The sequence below is a fragment of the Marinobacterium rhizophilum genome (assembly GCF_024397915.1).
Classification (GTDB): domain Bacteria; phylum Pseudomonadota; class Gammaproteobacteria; order Pseudomonadales; family Balneatricaceae; genus Marinobacterium_A; species Marinobacterium_A rhizophilum_A.
Map to the genome: position 1 here is coordinate 3,566,031 of NZ_CP073347.1, position 15,378 is coordinate 3,581,408.

A 15,378-nucleotide genomic window follows, 5' to 3' on the forward strand; every position below is an offset into this window, starting at 1 on the left:
CCCTATGCGCTATAGAGTCATACTAAAAATTCTCGGCATTCTGCTGATGATCTTCAGCATCACCATGTTGCCGGCGCTGCTGGTGTCCTATATCTACGAAGACGGGGCCCATAAGGCCTTTATGGCTGGTTTTGCGATTACCCTGCTGACCGGCTTTTTCCTCTGGCTGCCCGTATACCGGGTACGGGAAGACCTGCGTACCCGCGACGGCTTCCTGATCACCGTGCTGTTCTGGACCGTGCTGGGGCTGTTCGGGGCCGTGCCGCTGATGTTGGCGGACTACCCCCATCTGCGCATTGTGGATGCCGTGTTCGAGTCCGTGTCGGGGCTGACCACCACCGGCGCCACTGTGATGACGGGCATCGACTGGCTGCCCAACTCGATTCTGTTTTATCGCCAGCAACTGCAATGGCTCGGTGGCATGGGTATCATCGTGCTGGCCGTGGCGATACTGCCGATGCTGGGCATTGGTGGCATGCAGCTGTACCGGGCCGAAACGCCCGGGCCGGTGAAGGATTCAAAACTGACACCGCGCATCACCGAAACCGCCAAGGCTCTCTGGTATATCTACCTGTCACTCACGGTACTCTGCGCCCTGGGATACTGGCTGGCGGGCATGACGGTATTCGATGCCATCGCCCACAGTTTTTCGACCGTTGCCATCGGCGGCTTTTCGACCCACGATGCCAGCATCGGTCACTTCAACAGCCCGGTTATCGAAAGCATCGCGATCTTTTTCATGCTCGTGTCGGGGGTCAACTTCGGGCTGCACTTTTTCGCCTGGCGCCAGCGTTCCATTGGCCACTATTTCCAGGACCCGGAATTTCGCTTCTACCTGACCCTGCTCGGTGGCACGGCCCTGGTGACCTTTATGGTACTGGCGTTGACCCAGACCTATGCCGTCAATGAAGCGCTGCGCCGCTCCGTGTTCATGGTGGTTTCCATCGCCACCACCACCGGGTTTTCCACGGCCGACTTCGCCAACTGGCCGGTCATGCTGCCGTTCCTGCTGTTCGTGACGGCCTTTGCCGGCGGCTGCGCGGCCTCCACCGGGGGCGGCATGAAGGTCATCCGCATTCTGCTGATCCTGAAGCAGGGCTATCGCGAAATTCAGCGCCTGGTGCACCCCAGCGCGATCATTTCGGTCAAGGTCGGCAACAGGCCCATCTCGGATCGGGTGCTGGAGGCGGTATGGGGCTTTTTCTCGGTCTACCTGCTGGTCTTTGTGCTGATGCTCATCGCTCTGCTGGGTACAGGGCTGGATCAGGTTACCGCCTGGTCGGCGGTGGGCGCCACGCTCAACAACCTGGGCCCGGGCCTGGGGGACGTTGCGGTCCACTTCGGCGACCTGAACGACACCGCCAAATGGATCCTGTGCTTTGCCATGCTGCTCGGGCGCCTTGAAGTGTTCACCCTGCTGGTGCTCTTTACCCCCATTTTCTGGCGCCGCTAAACCGAACGACGGCGACCCGAAAAGGGCACGCCGTCGCAGTTCGCAACCAGACCCATGCAGCCCTCAGTCTCAGCCATAGCGCCGTGGCCGCCCCTCGGGGCGGCGGCTAAAGCGGCGACACTCCCACGGGTACTGGCTCGGCAGGGCGCGTACACAGGCCTCCACCGAGCGGTTCATGGCCGCAGCAGCCTGTTCCAGATTCCGGCAACCTGAACGACACCGCCAAATGGATCCTGTGCTTCGCCATGCTGCTCGGGCGCTTTGAAGTGTTCACCCTGCTGGTGCTCTTTACCCCCATTTTCTGGCGCCGCTAAACCGAACGACGGCGGCCCGAAAGGGGCACGCCGCCGCAGGTCGCAGCCAGACCCATGCAGCCCTCAGTCTCAGCCATAGCGCCGTGGCCGCCCCCCCTCGGGGCGGCGGCTAAAGCGGCGACACTCCCACGGGTACTGGCTCGACAGGGCGCGCACACAGGCCTCCACCGAGCGGTTCATGGCCGCAGCAGCCTGTTCCAGATTCCGGCAACCTGAACGACACCGCCAAATGGATCCTGTGCTTTGCCATGCTGCTCGGTCGCCTTGAAGTGTTCACCCTGCTGGTACTCTTCACCCCCATTTTCTGGCGCCGCTAAACCGAACGACGGCGACCCGAAAGGGGCACGCCGTCACAGTTCGCAACCAGACCCATGCAGCCCTCAGTCTCAGCCATAGCGCCGTGGCTGCCCCTCGGGGCGGCGGCTAAAGCGGCGACACTCCCACGGGTACTGGCTCGGCAGGGCGCACACACAGGCCTCCACCGAGCGGTTCATGGCCGCAGCAGCCTGTTCCAGATTCCGGCGACCTGAACGACACCGCCAAATGGATCCTGTGCTTTGCCATGCTGCTCGGGCGCCTTGAAGTGTTCACCCTGCTGGTGCTCTTTACCCCTATTTTCTGGCGCCGCTAAACCGAACGACGGCGGCCCGAAAGGGGCACGCCGTCGCAGGTCGCAACCAGACCCATGCAGCCCTCAGTCTCAGCCATAGCGCCGTGGCCGCCCCCCTCAGGGCGGCGGCTAAAGCGGCGGTATTCCCACGGGTACTGGCTCGGCAGGGCGTCTTGAACTGTTCACACTGCTGGTGCTCTTTATCTTTACCCCCCATTTTTCTGGCGGCGCTGAGGCCAACGGCTCCCACACTCAGTCATAGCGCCGCGGCTGCCCCTCGGGACGGCGACTGAAACGGCGGTATTCCCATTGATATTGGCTGGGAAGGGCACGTACGCAGGCCTCCACCGAGCGGTTCATGGCCGCAGCAGCCTGTTCCAGGTCCGGATTATCCAGGCCGGCCTCGGCTTCGCGAAAATAAATCTCGAAGCCCGCACCGTCGGCCAGCCGTTCGGCATAGCCGCAGATAACCCGGGCTTTGGTCTGGCGGGCAAGCTGGGGCAGCAGTTTCATGGTCAGGGCATCAACCCCGAAGAAGGGCGCAAACACGCCGCCTTGCTCGTCCGGTTCCTGGTCCGGCAGGATCCCCACCATCTCGGTGCGCTTGAGCGCCTTCATCACCATACGCACGCCGGAGGCATTCGCCGGCGCCATGCGGGTTCCCAGGCGCGCGCGCATGCGCTTGATCAGGTCATCCATCAGTTTCAGTTGCGGCGGTTTGTACATGGCGGTGAAGGGATAGCGCTTGGACAGATACAGGTTCAGCACCTCCCAGTTACCCAGGTGCGGCGCGATGAGGATGATGCCCCGGCCTGATGCCAGGGTTTCTGTGATCAGCGACTCGCCGTTGACCGCCCGAATATTTTTCAGTGTGCGCTCGGGGGACCAGAGCCAGGACATGCCCATTTCCGCCATGGAGCGCCCGGTTTCTACCAGGCTGTCTTCTATCAGCGCATCCTGGGCTGTCGCGTCGAGCTCGGGGAAACACAGCTCGATATTGCGCCGGGTATTGCTCGCCAGCTTGCCCGCAGGGTCCTTCGACTGCCGGCGACCAAACCAGCCTCCCAGTGACTGCGCCCACTTGAGCGGCAGCAGCGCCAGCACACCCAATACCAGTATGGCTAAAACCGCTTTCACTTTATCCAATGCAATGCCCGTCCACAGCCCTGTTTGCCAAGTTGCACAGTATATCGAATTTCCCGCAGGCTCTGGTGGCCTCGAACCTCGGACGCGTCGCTTTTCGTGTATAATTTCGCTCTAATTTTGGCCAACCGACTATTAAAGATGGTGATCTCCGTGACCGAAAAGGTGACCTCAGACGTCAGCACCTTCCAGGGTTTGATCCTGGCTCTGCAGCAATACTGGGCAGAGCAGGGCTGTGTCATTGTTCAGCCGCTGGATATGGAAGTTGGTGCAGGCACCTTCCATCCGGCGACCTTCCTGCGTTCTATCGGCCCAGAGTCCTGGCGCTCGGCGTATGTACAGCCGAGCCGTCGTCCGACCGATGGCCGCTATGGCGAGAACCCCAACCGCCTGCAGCACTACTACCAGTTCCAGGTTGTCATCAAGCCTTCGCCTGACAACCTGCAGGAACTCTACCTCGGCTCGTTGCAGCGCATGGGCCTGGATCTCAACGTGCACGATGTGCGCTTTGTCGAAGATAACTGGGAATCGCCGACTCTCGGTGCCTGGGGCCTGGGCTGGGAAGTCTGGCTCAACGGCATGGAAGTCACGCAGTTCACCTACTTCCAGCAGGCCGGCGGCCTGGAATGCTACCCGGTGACTGGTGAAATCACCTATGGGCTTGAGCGTATCGCCATGTACCTGCAGGAAGTCGACAGCGTTTACGACCTGATCTGGGCACGTCACCCCGATGGCAGCGTTGTCACCTATGGCGATGTCTACCACCAGAACGAAGTGGAACAGTCGACCTACAACTTTGAACACGCCGATGTCGACACCCTGTTCGGCAACTTCGATTTCCACGAGCGCGAATGCAACAAGCTGCTGGCGCTGGACACACCGCTGCCACTGCCGGCCTACGAGCAGGTACTCAAGGCCTCCCATACCTTCAACCTGCTGGATGCGCGCCACGCGGTTTCCGTGACGGAGCGCCAGCGCTATATCCTGCGTGTGCGCACCCTGGCCCGCGATGTTGCCGCCGCCTACTTCAATACCCGCAAGGCGCTGGGATTCCCGCTGGCCGCCCCCGAAATTCGCGATGAAGTACTCGCCGCCTGTGCCGAGGAGTCCCACTGATGACCAAGGATTTTCTGTTTGAACTGGGCACCGAAGAGCTGCCCCCCAAGGCACTGCTGAAGCTGTCCGAAGCGCTGGAAAGCGAAATTCGCAAGGGTATCGAGGCCGTGCTGGGGCAGGGCGCTGCCGAGTTGCTCAAGCCTGCGGTCTTCAAGTCGTACGCCGCACCGCGTCGCCTCGCATTGCTGATCGAACAGCTGTGCAGCGAAGTGCCGGCCAGCGAGTTCTTCGTGCAGGGACCGCCGGCGCGCATCGCCTTCGATGTCAGCGGTGCGCCCAGCAAGGCACTGGAAGGCTTTGCCCGCAAGTGTGGCACCAGCGTTGACCAGCTCACCGAGATGGACGGCAAGATGTGCTTTCGCCAGGTCAGCGCGGCCACGCCGCTGACCGACGCACTGCCGGGCATCATTGCCCAGGCACTCGACAAACTGCCGATCCCCAAGCGCATGCGCTGGGGTGCTTCCCGTACCGAGTTCGTGCGCCCGGTCAAGTGGGTGCTCATGCTGTTTGGTGACCAGGTGCTGGACTGCGAGATCATTGGACTCACATCCGGTCGCAAAACCCGCGGCCACCGTTTCCACTACAACCACGAAATCGAGCTCATCGCGCCCTCGGACTATGAGCAGGTGCTGCACGAACAGGGCTATGTGATTGCCGACTTCGCCAAGCGCCGCGAGCTCATCCGCGCACAGCTGCTGAGCGAAGCCGACAAGGTTGGCGGCCAGGTGGTGATCGACCCCGCACTGCTGGACGAAGTCACCGCACTCAACGAATGGCCCGTGGCGCTGACCGGTCGTTTCGAGGAACGCTTCCTGGCCGTGCCGTCCCAGGCGCTGATTTCCAGCATGGCGGACAACCAGAAGTACTTCCATCTGCTCGACGGTGACGGGCAGCTGATGCCGTACTTCATCACCGTAGCGAACATCGAGTCGAAGGAACCGCAGCAGATCATCCAGGGCAACGAGAAGGTCATTCGTCCGCGCCTGGCCGATGCGGCGTTCTTCTTCGAAACCGACAAGAAGACCAGCCTGGCCGAGCGCTGCAACAAGCTAGAGTCCATCGTCTTCCAGAAAGACCTGGGCAGCCTTCACGCCAAGACCCGGCGCGTCGCGCACCTGGCGAGCTTTATCGCCAGCCGCATCGGCAGCAATCCGCAATGGGCCGAACGTGCTGCGCTGCTGTCCAAATGCGACCTGGTCACCGAGATGGTGCTGGAATTTCCGGAACTCCAGGGCCTCATGGGCTACCACTACGCCCTCAATGACGGCGAGCCTACAGACGTTGCCCTGGCCCAGAACGAGCAGTACATGCCAAGGTTTGCCGGCGACCAGCTGCCTGAAACCCTGACCGGGGCAGCCGTCGCCATTGCCGACCGCCTGGACACCCTGACCGGCCTGTTCGGCATCAACCAGCCGCCCACCGGATCCAAGGACCCCTTCGCCCTGCGTCGTGCCACGGTTGGCGTGCTGCGCATCCTGGTCGAAAAGGAACTGGACCTGGACCTGGCCGAGCTGCTCAAGGTTGCTGCCGACGGTCACGCCAACCTGCCGGCGCGGGAAGGCCTTGAGGAACGCGTGCTGGACTTTATGCTCGACCGCCTGCGTGCCTGGTACGAAGACCGCGACATCGCCGTGGAGACTTTCCTGGCGGTACACGCGCTCAGGCCGACGCGGCCGCTGGACTTCGACCGTCGTGTAAGGGCCGTTGCCCACTTCCGCACGCTGCCCGAAGCCGATGCCCTGGCCGCCGGCAACAAGCGCGTCAGCAACATCCTGAGCAAGCAGGACAGCCAGAACGACGCCGTCGTGACCGAGTCCCTGCTGCAGGAGACCGCAGAAAAGGAACTCTTCACCCGTGTGCAGGCCATGCAGGTTGAATTGCAGCCGGCCTTTGCGAGCGGCGACTACCAGACCGCCCTGGAGCAGCTCGCGAGCTTGCGTGCTGTTGTCGATCGTTTCTTTGAAGAGGTCATGGTCAATGCCGATGACGAGGCCGTGCGCAACAACCGACTGGCACTGCTGTCTCAGTTGCGCGGACTCTTCCTGGGCGTAGCTGACATCTCGGTGATCGGCAGCTAACAGCCCGCTGACAGGAAGCGCGCGCTGAAACCAAAACCCGCCACCCGGCGGGTTTTTGCGTTCTTACGCCAGCATTAACAGGGCAGGGTGACAGGCCGGTTTAGCCGCAGGTTCCACGTGGAACACTGCGCGACTTCAGCCTGTCCGCCAGCGCCCACTGCACCAGCACCAGCGCCATCAGGCACTGGACCGGCAGGTACGCGGCACCCGGGCCGGCATCCACCGCCGCGGCAGGTTTCCCAGCAAGGCTCCCAGCATCACCAAGCCGATACTCAGCAGCAGCACCGGTGTAAGAGTCTCCCCGAAAAGGGGCACTGCAAGACCGGCAGCGATGGCCGGCACCAGCGCCATCAGGGCACCCATGCGGGTAGCGCCCAGCAACTGCACCGCACGCACATAGAAAACCATCTGCACAATGGTCGCCAGGACACCCTGGTAAAAACCCTGCCCGAGGATCAGCGCCCAGCTGTGTTCGCCCAGACCCGGCGAGAGCAGCAACCAATAGACCGGCAGGTAGAGCCCGCCGGCCACCATCACCACGCCGACAGTGGCGTTCCAGGCCGGGATATTCCATGCCCGCAGCAGCACCGTGTAGACCGCCCAGCACACGCAGGCGAGCACAAAGCACAGATCCCCCAGCCAGTAGTCGCTGGACTGGAATAGCGTATCGAACAACAGCGCACCGATACCCAGGCTACTGGTGGCAATGCCCAGCCACACCAGCAGCGGCTTGCGCTCGGCCGTAAAGAAAAATGCCATGACGGCTATCATGACCGGCATCAGCCCCGGCAACAGCAGGGCGGCATGGGTAGCCGGCGCACGCTCAAACCCGGCATAGACAAAGGCACCGTAGGCCAGGCCACCCACAAGCCCGAGCAGCAGCACGCGCCCGTTCAAAAGCACCCTTCGCATACGCCAGGCCAGCGGCGCCAACAAAAGGAAGGCCGTGCCAAAACGAACGGCCAGCATGTCCACCATGGTGAGTGAAGCCAGGGCTCCGGCCCGCGAGACAAGAATAAAACCACTCCAGATCAGCACCGCGCCCAGCGCATAGAGCAAACCCTGTCGGACCCGAGAACTCTGGCTGATTCCGTGCGTCGTCATGTTCCCAACTCCCCGCTTACCCAAATTGACAGCGTTGAGTCTAGGGCTTTACTAGCTTCATAAATACTGAATAATAAAGAACGCAATTATCATATTTAATGAATACAAATGTGGAAGCGATCCTCATGATGGATATTTCTGACCTGCAGGTTTTCAAGGCGGTCGTTGACACGGGTGGCATCTCGAAGGCCGCCGAGCAGCTGCACCGGGTGCCCTCCAACGTGACCGCGCGGATTCAGAAACTTGAGCAGGCACTGCAACAGCCACTGTTCCTGCGCGAGAAAAACCGCCTGAAGATAACCCCGGCAGGCACCCGCCTGCTTGAGCACGCAGAAAGGCTGATCCGCCTCCGGCAACAGGCGATTGATGACCTTACCAACCCCGAGCCCGGCGGAGTACTTCGCATCGGCTCCATGGAAAGCACCTCGGCGGCCCACCTCCCGGCCATATTGAGCGCATACCACCGGGACTTTGCCCAGGTCGATATCGAGCTGAGAACCGGCGCCTCGGGCACCCTGGTCGACGCGGTGCTCGACGGCGAGCTGGATATCGCCCTGGCGGCAGACCCGGTACTGGACGAGCGCCTGGCGCTGTATCCCTGCTTTGAAGAAGAACTGCTCGTCGTGAAACCCGCCGCGCTCAGCCACACCCGGGGCGTGGCGGCACTGCCGTCACCCCTGTCCATCGTCACCTTTAATCCGGGCTGCTCGTACCGCAACCGCATCCAGCAGTGGCTCGACAGCGGCAATCGCCGGCCCGACAGAACCGTCGAGATACCCAGCCATCACACCATGCTCGCCTGTGTGCTGGCCGGCATGGGAATCGCAATGCTGCCCCGCTCGGTGCTGGCGCTGCACCCCCAGTTTGATGAACTGGCAACGGAAACCCCGGGGCGGAAGATCGGACTGGCCACAACCCAATTGGTGTGGCGCAAGGACTCGACCCTGCCCAGCATCAGGGCATTCCGGGACACCATCGAGCGCCTGCGGCCAGCCAGCGCTAACCCTGGCCTTGCCATCAGGTAAGGCCGGGCCTGAAGCCCGGCCCGTACACTGCGGTCATGCTTCATGGTATATGCTTGGATACGGCAAGCACCCGCTCTCGCGGCGGCGCTTGCCTGACCCCGTGCATTCACTCACACCCAAAGGAACCAGCAGACCATGGCCGGCACCAGCCTTCTTGCGTTACTCGATGACATCGCCACCGTGCTCGATGACATCACCATACTGTCCAAGGTCGCAGCCAAGAAAACCGCCGGTGTGCTTGGCGACGACCTGGCCCTCAATGCCGAGCAGGTGACCGGCGTCAGAGCGGAACGCGAGCTGCCCGTTGTTTGGGCGGTTGCCAAGGGATCGTTCAAAAACAAGCTGGTGCTGGTACCCGGTGCCTTGCTCATCAGTGTCATTGCACCCTGGCTGATCCTGCCGATGCTGATGTTGGGCGGCGCCTACCTGTGCTTCGAGGGGTTTGAGAAAATCGCCCATGGCTGGACGCACAGCAGGGAGGAGGAAGAACAGGCCCACCTGGAGAAAATCCAGGCACTGAGTGATCCCCAGGTCGACCTGGTCGCGTTTGAAAAGAACAAGATCAGGGGCGCGATCCGTACCGACTTTGTGCTGTCGGCCGAGATTATCGTTATCGCCCTGGGCATTGTCAGCGACGCCAGCTTCACGACCCAGGTGGCGGTGGTGAGCCTGATCGCCTTCGGCATGACCTTCGTGGTCTACAGCCTGGTCGCCGGTATCGTCAAGCTGGATGATGCCGGGCTGCACCTGCTGCAGCGTCACAAGGAGGATGAAAGACGTCATCTGAGCCGCTGGCTTGGCACCGCGCTGTTGCGCTTTGCACCGCTACTGATGAAGACGCTGTCGATCGTCGGCACTGCCGCCATGTTCCTTGTCGGCGGCGGTATTCTAGTTCATGGCGTGCCCGGCGCCGAAGACTGGCTTCACCATGGCAGCCAGTGGCTAGCGGGCATTCCGCAGATAGGGGCTGTGCTTGCCTGGTTCGCAGGCCCGCTCGGCAACGCCGTGATCGGCATTGTGAGTGGCGCCATTCTGGTTGCCATCTTTCAGCTGGGGCAGCGACTGTTCATGCGCAAGAACCCCACACCAGGTTGAACCACCGGAAGGGAAGTAAGGAAGGAAGGAAGGAAGGAGGATAGCGGAGTTCCACGTGAAACATTCATTGGAACACGCGAGCATTGCTTGCAGCACAGACAGCAGCGAGGCCACTGTTATCGGCTGGACCGACAACCCGCACCGGGACAGGTTTTCCATCCCGGATGCGGACTCTGCCAGCGTTAGAGCGTTGTCGCGGCCACCCAGCCGAAGACCATCAATGGCAGGTTATAGTGCAGGAATGTCGGCACCACCGTGTCCCACATATGGTTGTGCTGGCCGTCAATGTTGAGGCCCGCCGTGGGCCCCAGGGTCGAGTCAGATGCCGGAGAGCCCGCATCGCCCAACGCCCCTGCCGTACCCACCAGGGCAACAATGGCGATCGGCGAGAACCCCAGCTGCATTGCCAGCGGTACATAGATCGCCGCGATAATGGGAATTGTCGAAAACGACGACCCGATGCCCAGCGTAATCAGCAGTCCGACAACCAGCATCGCCAGGGCCGCCATGCCCTTGCTGCCCGCCACCAGTTCAGCCGACGCACTGACCAGCGAGCTTATATGTCCGGTATCCCTCAATACCTGGGCGAAGCCGCTGGCGGCGATCATGATGAAGCCCACCATGGCCAGCATCTTCATACCTTCGGTAAAGGCGTCGTCACCCTCGCTCCACTTCAGCACTCCAGACAGCGAAAAGATAAGAAAGCCGATCAGCCCGCCCAGCACCATCGAGCTCGTTTGCAGCTGCACCAGAAAGGCGGCCAGAATGGCGCCCGCCGCCACCAGCATCGTTTTGGCGGAATAGGCGCGGTGGCAGCTTTCGGTACGGGCAACAAGGTCCATATCGTAGTCACGCTTGCCGCGGTAACTGAAGAGGATGGCGATCAGCAGGCCAGCGATCATGCCCATGGCCGGAATCAGCATGGCCGAAAACGGGTTGATACCACTGATGTCCAGACCACTCTTCTGAATATTGGCCAGCAGGATATCGTTGAGGAAAATGGAACCGAAGCCAACCGGCAGCAGCATGTAGGGCGTGACCAGACCAAAGGTCAGCACGCAGGCCACAAGCCGGCGATCCATGCGCAGCTTCGCCATAACGAACAGCAGCGGTGGCACCAGCAGCGGAATAAAGGCGATATGGATGGGAATGATGTTCTGCGACGAACAGGCGAAAGCCAGCAGCAGGCCGATCAGGCCATAGCGAATCTGCCCAACCCGGTTAAGGTTGTCACTCTTTCCCAGCAGCGTTGCGATCCTGTCCGCCAGCATATGCGGGATTCCGGACTTCGAAATGGCCACCGCAAAGGCGCCGAGCAGGGCATAGCTCAGGGCAATCTGGGCACCACCACTCAAGCCCTCATTAAAGGAGGCCAGGGTCTTTTCGATCGACAGGCCACCAATCACGCCCCCCAGCAGCGAGGCGGTGATCAGCGAAATGACGACATTGACCCGCACGAGGCTCAGCAACAGCATCGCCAGTACACTCACCAGCACGGCGTTCATGCCAAAGCCAACCGGATCGAGCGTGCGGTACAGCACGTAACCGGCGATCGCCGCAAACAGTGCGATCACGATACGGGAGACGCCCTGTTCAGAGACCGTCGGGGTGGATAGATCATGACTCACGATTGAGATTCCTCTTTATAGTTATGGGTATACAGAAGGGTGCCGTCATCCACCTGACGCCCCGGACTGCCCCAAGGCGCAAAAGGGTGCAAGGATACGCGCCCGCTTGCAACTCCGATTTCTCATGTCGGATTGCCGAGGTTCAGGCACAGCAATAGCAGGCTTTCAGATGGGAGCGGACTTTCCGGCTGACCACACCGGTCACACAGCGCCCGGTGTGGCTTGACGGTCGGGGATCGCGGCCTTACTGGCTCGGCAGCAGCTGTGCCGGCATGTATCGGCTGAGTGCGCCGCTCTGGACCAGCGCCTGCGCTTTTTCGATGTCCGGCGCGAAGTAGCGGTCCTTGTCATAGAACGGCACCTCGGCACGCAACTCGGCCTTGGCAGCCTCCACCCGCTCGGCGGCTTTCAGTGGCGCACGGAAGTCCAGCCCCTGGCAGGCTGCGAGGTACTCCACCGCCAGAATGCCGGCCGTGTTATCGGCCATGTCACGCAGACGGCGGGCAGCAAAGGTAGCCATGGACACATGGTCTTCCTGGTTGGCCGAGGTAGGAAGGCTGTCGACAGAGGCCGGATGCGCCAGCGACTTGTTCTCCGATGCCAGCGCCGCGCCCGTCACCTGAGCGATCATGAAACCGGAATTGACGCCGCCGTTGTCCACCAGGAAGGGCGGCAGCTTGCTCAGGTTGGAATCGATCAGCAGCGCCATGCGGCGCTCGGACAGCGAGCCGATTTCGGCAATTGCCAATGCCAGGTTGTCGGCCGCCATGGCCACCGGCTCGGCGTGGAAGTTGCCGGCGGAAATAAACTCGTCGGTCTCGGTAAATACCAGCGGGTTGTCGGATACGGCATTCGATTCCACCAGCAGCACCTCGGCGGCCTGGCGGATCTGCTGCAGGCAGGCTCCCATCACCTGGGGCTGACAGCGCAGCGAGTAGGGGTCCTGTACCTTTTCACAGCCCTGGTGGGAATCGCCAACCTCTGATGCCTCACCCAGCAGGTGACGGTACGCGGCGGCGGCGGCGATCTGGCCATGCTGGCCACGAACCTCATGCACCCGGGCATCGAACGGACGCCGGCTGCCCAGCGCCGCCTCCACCGACGTGGCCCCGGCAACCACCGCTGCGGCAAACACATCTTCAGCGGCAAACAGGCCTTCCAGCGCAAAGGCGGTGGATGCCTGAGTGCCATTGAGCAGTGCCAGGCCTTCTTTCGGTGCCAGGGTAATGGGCTCGAGACCGGCGATGCGCAGGCCTTCAGCCCCGGACAACCGCTCGCCGCGGTAGGTCACTTCGCCTTCGCCCAGCAGCACGGTGCTCATGTGCGCCAGCGGCGCCAGGTCGCCAGAGGCACCCACCGATCCCTTCTGCGGCACACAGGGGTAAACCTCGGCATTCACCAGCCTGATCAGCGCTTCAATCACCTCAAGACGGATACCGGAAAAGCCACGGGCCAGCGAGTTGATCTTCAGCGTCATCATCAGGCGTACCGTCGATTCGGCCATTAGCGTGCCAATGCCGGCAGCATGGGACAGCACGATACTGCGTTGCAGCAACTCAAGATCCTCGGGCGCGATGCGGGTATTGGCCAGCAGCCCAAAACCGGTATTGATGCCATACACCACGCGCCCCTGGGCAATGGCGCGGGACACCGCAGCGCTGCTGGCCTGAATCGCCTCGTGGCTGGAAGGCGCCAGCGAGAGCTCAGAAGGAGACTGTGCCACGGCACGCAGTTGGGACAGCGTCATCTCGCCGGGCTGAATAGTCACTGTATACATCGGTCGTTCCTGCTTCGGGTTAGGTCAAGGTATGGCAAGTGAGCCCGCTAGCCAGCAACAGCGTTGTAACGCCAAGGCGGCAGCACAGAGCTCCAAATCAACGCCATATGTATATACCTATATATATTAATGACCTTCAGCACCGCAATAACGAAATTTCACGACCCAGCGTCGCGAGAACAGAACACCTTGGCGGACTCGGTGCCGCAGTCTCTGCCAGGCGCCGAAGTGACGAAATTTTTATTCTTATATAACAATGACTTGAAAAGATGTTGTGGTCGTACTGAAGACGTTACTCCTGCCTCAAGCATAGTCCCGAACCCCGTGCCGGCAGCGGATTCGAAAAACTGTGGCCTGATTAACCAAACTGATACGCCACCTGGTGCGCCTGCCGCTCAGGCCACTGTCATCACTTCCTGCAGCGGCCGGCGGGGCTTCTGCGGCCAGTTGGTCGCCAATCCGTAGCCTGCGGTGACCAGCATCACGGGCACCTCTGACGCATCCAGTTCAAAGGCCGCCGCCACCGCTTGCGCATCGAAGCCACTCATCGCGCCGGTAGACACCCCCATGCCTTCGGCCGCCAGCATCAAGGTCATCGCCGCCAGCGATGCCGAACGAAAGGCCTCGTCGCGCTGCAGCTGCGGATTGCCGTCATGGGATGCCGTTGCCATCTCGACCCAGCCATCCGCCACCGTCTGGGGCACAATGCCGGCATCGACCGATGGCTGCAGTACCCGCGGCATGTCCTTGTGGGCGCCAAGGGTGCCACAGACGATAAAGGTCACCGCCGCATCTTCGATCTGGGGCTGATCAAAGGCTGCGGCCCTGAGGCGTGCCTTGGCTTCGGGGCTGCACACAGCCACAAACTTCCAGTTCTGGACGTTAAAGGCCGAAGGGGCACGGGTCGCCAGGCGTACCAGCTCACTCACCTCGGCCTCTGACAGCCTGCGCGCCGGGTCATAACGGCCGGTGGATACGCGGCTCTCGATAAGCTGCTTGATTGCATTGGACATGGTTAACTCCTTATTTCAGCGTGTGCGTTTGAACAGCTGCACGGGGTGAAAGGTGCAACTCTGATGAGTGCGCCGCAGCAGCCTGGCGGGATGCCCACTGCACGACAAGGATACTGCCCAGTACCGCCACGAAGCCCAGCAGGGCGATGCCCGTCATGTCTTGCCCGAGCAGTGCCCAGCCCAGCACAACGGCCGTCAACGGGCTCAGCAGCCCCAGGGATGACACCGCCACCGGCGACAACCGGGCAATGCCGCGGAACCAAAGTCCATAGGCCAGCAGGGCACCGAACAACGACAGATAGACGTAGCCCAGCACTGCGCCGGCATCCAGCGCCGGCAAGGGCGGATCGATGATCCAGGCCAGCGGCAGCAGCACCAGGCCACCCACCAGCAGTTGCCAGCCGGTAAACGCCAGCAGAGGCACCGCCGGGCGCCAGCGCTGCGCCAGAAAGGTGCCGGCTGCCATGCAGGCCGCACCCACCAGTGCCGCCGCGATACCGGCTGGATCCCAGCGCGCCCCGGGTGCCAGCAGCAAGGCCGCCATGCCCGCGACGCCGACCAGGCTCGCCACCACCGCCAGCCAGGCCGGCTGGCGTTTATCGATGGACCAGGCCAGCCCCATCACCAGCAGCGGCTGGATGGCACCCACCACCGCCGCCAGGCCACCCGGCAGGCGGTAGGCCGCTACAAACAGCAGTGCCTGGAAGAAACCGATATTGAGCGCGGCCAGTACCAGCAGGCGGCCCCATTGCGCACCTGGCAACAGTTGCCGGCTTAGCAGCACCAGTAGAATGCCCGCCGGCAGGCAGCGCAGTGCCGCGGCCGTAAAGGGCCGGTCCGGTGGCAACAGTTCGGTGGTGACGATATAGGTCGATCCCCAGATGACCGGCGCCAGCGCGGTCAGCAGGACATCGAGTCCGACGGGGTGTTGCGATCGAGTGCTCATGATATTATCTTCAATCCAAGATAAAAAATGAGTCTCGCACAGGATTATCTTGATATCAAGATACTTTATCCTGCTC

Annotated in this window: 11 protein-coding genes; 5 read left to right on the forward strand and 6 right to left on the reverse strand. The window is 61.8% G+C overall.

Annotation, left to right across the window (positions count from 1 at the left end):
* Nucleotides 1-4: 4 nt before the first annotated feature.
* Nucleotides 5-1,453, forward strand: a complete 1,449-nt coding sequence (locus tag KDW95_RS16025) for a TrkH family potassium uptake protein (RefSeq protein WP_255852823.1) — start codon at nucleotides 5-7, stop codon at nucleotides 1,451-1,453.
* Nucleotides 1,454-2,629: 1,176 nt separating this feature from the next.
* Here KDW95_RS16025 and KDW95_RS16030 read toward each other — a convergent pair.
* Nucleotides 2,630-3,514, reverse strand: coding sequence for a lysophospholipid acyltransferase family protein (locus KDW95_RS16030; protein ID WP_255852824.1), 885 nt, complete (start codon nucleotides 3,512-3,514; stop codon nucleotides 2,630-2,632).
* A 147-nt stretch (nucleotides 3,515-3,661) separates the two neighbouring features.
* Here KDW95_RS16030 and glyQ point away from each other — a divergent pair, with 147 nt between their 5' ends.
* Nucleotides 3,662-4,636, forward strand: a complete 975-nt coding sequence (gene glyQ / locus KDW95_RS16035; RefSeq protein ID WP_255852825.1) for a glycine--tRNA ligase subunit alpha — start codon at nucleotides 3,662-3,664, stop codon at nucleotides 4,634-4,636.
* Nucleotides 4,636-6,714, forward strand: a complete 2,079-nt coding sequence (gene glyS, locus KDW95_RS16040) for a glycine--tRNA ligase subunit beta (protein WP_255852826.1) — start codon at nucleotides 4,636-4,638, stop codon at nucleotides 6,712-6,714. Before glyQ ends, glyS begins: the two co-directional genes overlap by 1 nt.
* Before the next feature lie 177 nt (nucleotides 6,715-6,891).
* Here glyS and KDW95_RS16045 read toward each other — a convergent pair whose 3' ends face one another.
* The gene (locus KDW95_RS16045) at nucleotides 6,892-7,818 is read right to left on the reverse strand and encodes a DMT family transporter (RefSeq protein WP_255852827.1); all 927 of its coding nucleotides are present in this window, start codon (nucleotides 7,816-7,818) and stop codon (nucleotides 6,892-6,894) included.
* Between the two features lie 125 nt (nucleotides 7,819-7,943).
* Here KDW95_RS16045 and KDW95_RS16050 point away from each other — a divergent pair, with 125 nt between their 5' ends.
* Both KDW95_RS16050 and KDW95_RS16055 read left to right on the forward strand, forming a co-directional pair.
* Nucleotides 7,944-8,843 carry a LysR substrate-binding domain-containing protein gene (locus KDW95_RS16050; RefSeq protein WP_255852828.1) on the forward strand — a complete coding sequence of 300 codons (900 nt, stop codon included), beginning with the start codon at nucleotides 7,944-7,946 and terminating at the stop codon, nucleotides 8,841-8,843.
* A 135-nt stretch (nucleotides 8,844-8,978) separates the two neighbouring features.
* A complete protein-coding gene (locus KDW95_RS16055) occupies nucleotides 8,979-9,938 on the forward strand; it encodes a DUF808 domain-containing protein (RefSeq protein WP_255852829.1) in 960 nt (319 codons plus the stop codon).
* Nucleotides 9,939-10,120: 182 nt separating this feature from the next.
* On the opposite strand, the gene KDW95_RS16060 is transcribed toward KDW95_RS16055, so the two are convergent.
* The 4 genes from KDW95_RS16060 to KDW95_RS16075 form a co-directional block, all read right to left on the reverse strand.
* Nucleotides 10,121-11,443, reverse strand: a complete 1,323-nt coding sequence (locus KDW95_RS16060; protein ID WP_255856528.1) for a Na+/H+ antiporter family protein — start codon at nucleotides 11,441-11,443, stop codon at nucleotides 10,121-10,123.
* A 367-nt stretch (nucleotides 11,444-11,810) separates the two neighbouring features.
* Nucleotides 11,811-13,343: a histidine ammonia-lyase gene (hutH, locus tag KDW95_RS16065; RefSeq protein ID WP_255852830.1), complete on the reverse strand. Its 1,533-nt coding sequence runs from the start codon at nucleotides 13,341-13,343 to the stop codon at nucleotides 11,811-11,813.
* Between the two features lie 395 nt (nucleotides 13,344-13,738).
* Nucleotides 13,739-14,356, reverse strand: a complete 618-nt coding sequence (locus tag KDW95_RS16070; RefSeq protein WP_255852831.1) for a nitroreductase family protein — start codon at nucleotides 14,354-14,356, stop codon at nucleotides 13,739-13,741.
* A gap of 10 nt (nucleotides 14,357-14,366) precedes the next feature.
* Entirely contained in the window at nucleotides 14,367-15,302 is a 936-nt protein-coding gene (locus tag KDW95_RS16075; RefSeq protein ID WP_255852832.1) for an EamA family transporter, read from the reverse strand.
* Nucleotides 15,303-15,378 lie beyond the last annotated feature (76 nt).

Bases quoted from the DNA above. Each gene is read 5' to 3' on its own strand.
- KDW95_RS16025 (WP_255852823.1), top strand. From the start codon at position 5: ATGCGCTATAGAGTCATACTAAAAATTCTCGGCATTCTGCTGATGATC.
- glyQ (WP_255852825.1), top strand. From the start codon at position 3,662: ATGGTGATCTCCGTGACCGAAAAGGTGACCTCAGACGTCAGCACCTTC.
- glyS (WP_255852826.1), top strand. From the start codon at position 4,636: ATGACCAAGGATTTTCTGTTTGAACTGGGCACCGAAGAGCTGCCCCCC.
- KDW95_RS16045 (WP_255852827.1), bottom strand. From the start codon at position 7,818: ATGACGACGCACGGAATCAGCCAGAGTTCTCGGGTCCGACAGGGTTTG.
- KDW95_RS16050 (WP_255852828.1), top strand. From the start codon at position 7,944: ATGATGGATATTTCTGACCTGCAGGTTTTCAAGGCGGTCGTTGACACG.
- KDW95_RS16055 (WP_255852829.1), top strand. From the start codon at position 8,979: ATGGCCGGCACCAGCCTTCTTGCGTTACTCGATGACATCGCCACCGTG.
- KDW95_RS16060 (WP_255856528.1), bottom strand. From the start codon at position 11,443: ATGAACGCCGTGCTGGTGAGTGTACTGGCGATGCTGTTGCTGAGCCTC.
- hutH (WP_255852830.1), bottom strand. From the start codon at position 13,343: ATGTATACAGTGACTATTCAGCCCGGCGAGATGACGCTGTCCCAACTG.
- KDW95_RS16070 (WP_255852831.1), bottom strand. From the start codon at position 14,356: ATGTCCAATGCAATCAAGCAGCTTATCGAGAGCCGCGTATCCACCGGC.
- KDW95_RS16075 (WP_255852832.1), bottom strand. From the start codon at position 15,302: ATGAGCACTCGATCGCAACACCCCGTCGGACTCGATGTCCTGCTGACC.